Raw genomic sequence first — 4,375 nt, forward strand, 5'->3', positions numbered from 1 at the left:
TGGGGAGGGGGTGTAGAAAATCCGCGTAGCGACGGCATCCAAAACGAAATGTAAACAGCGCCTAGAACCTGTTCAAATTCCCCCGCCCCTGCAGGGCGAGAATCGCTTCACGCGCTTGTTCGCGAGGCATTCGGGGGTTATTCCACCGTTACCGATTTGGCGAGGTTGCGCGGTTGATCGACGTCGGTGCCTTTGAGCAGGGCGACGTGGTAGGCGAACAGTTGCAGCGGCACGACGAAGGCGATGCTGGCGGTGAGGCTGTCCAGCGCGCCAAGGCGGATGACGGTCGCGCCGGGGAAGTTCGCGGTTTCGACGCGGTCATCGGCGAAGATGATGAGGCGGCCGCCGCGCGCCTGCACGACTTCGAGGTTGCTGCTGATTTTTTCGGCAAGCGCGTCGTGTTTGATAAGCGCAAGGACGGGCATATTTTCATCCACCAGCGCCAGCGGCCCGTGTTTGAGTTCGCCCGCCGGGTGCGCTTCGGCGTGGATGTAGGTCAGTTCTTTCAGTTTGAGCGCGCCTTCGGCGGCGATGGCGTAGTTTTCGCCGCGTCCCAGGTAGAGGCAGCCGTGGCGGTGTTCCAGCGCTTTGGCGGCGGCAGCGATTTGCGGTTCGAGGGCGAGGATGTGTTGCAGCAGACGCGGCAGGTGGTCGAAGGTTTGCAGGTATTCGCGCGCGAAGGGGCGGCCTTGTTCGGCGGCGATGATGGCGTTCACCAGGTGCAGCACGGCGAGCTGGGTAACGAAGGCTTTGGTGGAGGCGACGCCGATTTCCCGCCCGGCGCGGGTGAGGATGGTGTGGTTGGCGGCGCGGGTCAGCGCGCTTTCGGGGACGTTGCAGATGGCGAGGTTGTCGTGGTAGCGCCCGTCCGCTTTGGCTTTTTCGAGGGCGGCGAGGGTGTCGGCGGTTTCACCGGATTGTGAGAGGCTGATAAAGAGGGTGTCCGGTGGCACGGCGACGGGGCGGTAGAGGTATTCGCTGGCGTATTCGACGCTGGCCGGGATGTCGTTCTGCTCGAAGTGGTATTTCATGACGAGGCCGGCGTGGTAGCTGGTGCCGCAGGCGACGATGTGCAGTTGGCGGGTGCGGGCGAGCGCGGCGATGAGTTCGGGGCGGAAGGTGGCGAGTTGCAGTTCGCCGTGCGCAAGGCGGCCTTCGAGGGTGTCGGCGATGGCGCTCGGCTGCTCGAAGATTTCTTTTTGCATGTAGTGTTTGTAGCCGCCTTTGCCGATGAGGTCGCCCGCCTGTTCGCTTTCGTTGATGTCACGCGTGACTTCGGCGCCGCTCGCGTCGTAGATGGTGCAATGGTCGCGGCTGATGCGCGCCAGGTCGTTTTCTTGCAGGGAGATGAAGCGGCGGGTGACGGGCAGCAGCGCGAAGATGTCGGAGGCGGCGAAGTGTTCGCCGATGCCGAGGCCGATGACCATCGGCGAGCCGTGGCGCGCGGCGATGATTTCGTCCGGGCGGTCGGCGGCGATGACGGCGATGGCATACGCTCCGCGCAGGCGGGCGGTGGTGTCGCGCACGGCGCGCAGCAGGTCGTGATGCTCGCGGTAGTGGCGGTCGATGAGGTGGGCGATGGTTTCGGTGTCGGTGCCGGAGGTGAAGGTGTAGCCCGCCGCTTGCAGTTCGTCGCGGATTTCCTGGTGGTTTTCGATGATGCCGTTGTGGACGACGGCGATGTTGTCGCCGCTCATGTGCGGGTGCGCGTTGGCTTCGCTCGGCACGCCGTGGGTCGCCCAGCGGGTATGGGCGATGCCGCTGTGGCCGTGGATATTGGCGGTGTCGGCTTTGGCGACGAGGCTCGCCACTTTGCCGACGGCGCGGCAGCGCTCGATGTTGCCGCCGTGATTGACGGCCAGCCCGGCGGAGTCGTAGCCACGGTATTCGAGGCGTTTCAGGCCTTCCAGCAGGATGGGGACGATGTTGCGTTCGGCTATGCCAGCGACGATGCCACACATGGTTTTTTCCTCTTTGTGTCAATGTTTTATGCCGCCAAGGTCGGCGGGCGTGGCGCGGCAATATAGTGAAGCGGGTAGGGGGTGTCAAATGGCGGCAGGCCGCTGTTTATCGTGTTGCGGAAATGGCTTATGATGCGCGCGTCTTCTTAGTTATTGATGGAGTTTGCCCATGTTCTTTGATTTTTTCAGACGTCTGTTTCGTGGTGCGCCTGCCGCAGGGGCGCAGCACCATGACGGGGTGCAGACGGTGTTTGTCGCCTGCGAAACGGGCGTGGGTTCGGGCGTAACCGGTGCCAGTCTGCTGCGCAAGAAATTGCAGGACGCGCAACTAGATATTGAGGTCAGGAATTGTGCCATCAATGATTTGCCGGAAGACGCGCGGCTGGTCATCACCCATCAGGATTTGACGGAGCGCGCCAGGGTGCTGCGTCCGGGAGCGGAACATCTTTCGCTGCGCAGTTTTCTGGATCGTGCCTTTTATGATCAACTGGTTGTCCGGCTGAAGGCTGGTTATCAGCCAGCTGCTACGGATAATCGCGCGCGAAATCCGGCGACGCCGCTATATGTGTTCGGTATCGAGCAGATTTTTCTTGACCGCCGCGCGCTCACCAAGGAGGAAGCCATCCGCTTCGCCGGGCGCAAGCTGGTGGAAGGCGGCTTTGTTACCCCGGATTATGTGGATGCAATGCTTGTCCGCGAAAACGACAGTTCTACCTATCTTGGCGAAGGTATCGCCATTCCGCATGGCACGCTGGTCGCCAAGGACGCGGTGCTGAAAACAGGTATCGTCTTTTGCCAGTACCCGCAGGGCGTCAATTTCTCCGATAACGATGAAGAAAAGGCGCATATCGTCATCGGCATCGCCGCACGGAACAACGAACACATCGGCGTCATCGCCGCACTCACCCGCGCGCTTGACAGCGAAGCCGACATCGAAATGCTGAAAAATACCAGCGACCCGCAGGCGGTGCTGGACATCCTGAGTCGGTGAGCAACCTTATGAAAGCATTGCATTTTGGCGGAGGCCATATCGGTCGCGGTTTTATCGGCAAAAAGCTCGCCCGGGCGGGTTATGAAGTCACCTTTGCCGACATCAATCCTGCGGTGATTGACGCGCTCAACCGGCAGCGCCATTACACCGTACACGTCGTCGGTGAAGATATGGCGCATCACGAAACGGTACAAAACGTGCGCGGCATCAATTCCGGCGACGAGGCTGCCGTGCGTGCCGAAATCCGCGATGCAGCGCTCATCACCACTGCCGTCAGCCCGTCCGTGCTGGAAATCCTTGCGCCGCTGCTTGCCCGCGCATTGGTGGCGCGTTACCGCGCGGGCGGCGCACCGCTTAACCTTATCGCCTGCGAAAAAATGCCGCGCAGCAGCAGTTTTCTCAAAGAAAAAGTATTAGCCGCCGCCGGCGAAGACGCGGCATTGATAGATGCCAACACCGGCTTTGTTGATTGCGCGGTCGATCGCCTCGTGCCGCCGGGGCGGGACGACCCTGCCGATTTGCTCGCTGTTACCGTCGAAGCCTATAGCGAATGGTTGGTGGACAGTACCCAGTTCAAGGGTGCGTTACCCGGCATCGCCGACATGATTGCCACCGACCGGCTGGATGTTTTCAGCGAACGCCGCCGACTGACCCTGGATACCGGACGCAGTACCCTCGCGTACCTCGGTAAACGGGCGGGCAAAAACACCGTCGGCGCAGCAATGCAGGACGACGCCATCCGCCAGGCGGCAGAAGCGGCAATGAAAGAAAGCGGCGCAGTACTCATCCGCCGTTACAACCTCGATCCCGCATCGCACCGCGCCTACATTGACAAAATCCTCAAACGCTTCGCCAGCCCCTATCTGCACGATGCCGTTGACCATGCCGCCCGCGAACCGCTGCGCAAATTGCGGGCGCAAGAACGCTTCATTCAACCGCTGAATGGGATGCTGGAATACGGCCTGCCGCATGACGCCACCGTGCGCGCCATCGCCGCCACCCTGCATTACCACAACGCCGATGATCCGCAGGCGGTCGAAATGCAATACTACCTGCACGCGCACGGTGTTGCTGCGACGCTTGCCCAATACAGTGACTTCACCGACGCGGTAGTCGTTGCCGAAATCGAAGCCGCGTATCAAACGCTATAAAGCGGATTTCACAAACAAAAATTATCCACCTGTGCGGTGGATAATTTTTTACGCGAAAAGAGGTGAAAAAGACTTGCCCGTCACGAAAAAATCACTATAATGCGCGCTTCTTCCACCGGCGGGTGCTTAGCTCAATTGGTAGAGCATCGCCCTTACAAGGCGAGGGTTATAGGTTCGAGTCCTATAGTACCCACCATCGCGGAGTGGTAGTTCAGTCGGTTAGAATACCTGCCTGTCACGCAGGGGGTCGCGGGTTCGAGTCCCGTCCATTC

The 4,375-nt window shown here is 60.7% G+C and carries 3 protein-coding genes and 1 tRNA gene; 3 read left to right on the forward strand and 1 reads right to left on the reverse strand.

The annotated features are described in order from the left end of the window. Positions 1-137 precede the first annotated feature (137 nt). Positions 138-1,961 (reverse strand): glutamine--fructose-6-phosphate transaminase (isomerizing), encoded by a 1,824-nt coding sequence (gene glmS, locus Q0349_RS00630; protein WP_298078817.1) that lies wholly within the window; start codon positions 1,959-1,961, stop codon positions 138-140. Between the two features lie 169 nt (positions 1,962-2,130). Between glmS and Q0349_RS00635 the strand changes: the two genes are divergently transcribed. The 3 genes from Q0349_RS00635 (at position 2,131) to Q0349_RS00645 (ending at position 4,299) form a co-directional block, all read left to right on the forward strand. Then, positions 2,131-2,952, forward strand: a complete 822-nt coding sequence (locus Q0349_RS00635; RefSeq protein WP_298078819.1) for a PTS sugar transporter subunit IIA — start codon at positions 2,131-2,133, stop codon at positions 2,950-2,952. 8 nt (positions 2,953-2,960) lie between these two features. Then, positions 2,961-4,103, forward strand: a complete 1,143-nt coding sequence (locus Q0349_RS00640) for a mannitol-1-phosphate 5-dehydrogenase (protein WP_298078821.1) — start codon at positions 2,961-2,963, stop codon at positions 4,101-4,103. A gap of 120 nt (positions 4,104-4,223) precedes the next feature. Continuing rightward, a tRNA-Val gene (locus Q0349_RS00645) sits at positions 4,224-4,299 on the forward strand. The last annotated feature ends 76 nt before the right edge of the window (positions 4,300-4,375 follow it).

This window comes from uncultured Cardiobacterium sp., from assembly GCF_938028185.1.
Lineage (GTDB): Bacteria > Pseudomonadota > Gammaproteobacteria > Cardiobacteriales > Cardiobacteriaceae > Cardiobacterium.

Coding starts and splice junctions, on each gene's coding strand:
- glmS (WP_298078817.1), bottom strand. CDS start 1,961: ATGTGTGGCATCGTCGCTGGCATAGCCGAACGCAACATCGTCCCCATC.
- Q0349_RS00635 (WP_298078819.1), top strand. CDS start 2,131: ATGTTCTTTGATTTTTTCAGACGTCTGTTTCGTGGTGCGCCTGCCGCA.
- Q0349_RS00640 (WP_298078821.1), top strand. CDS start 2,961: ATGAAAGCATTGCATTTTGGCGGAGGCCATATCGGTCGCGGTTTTATC.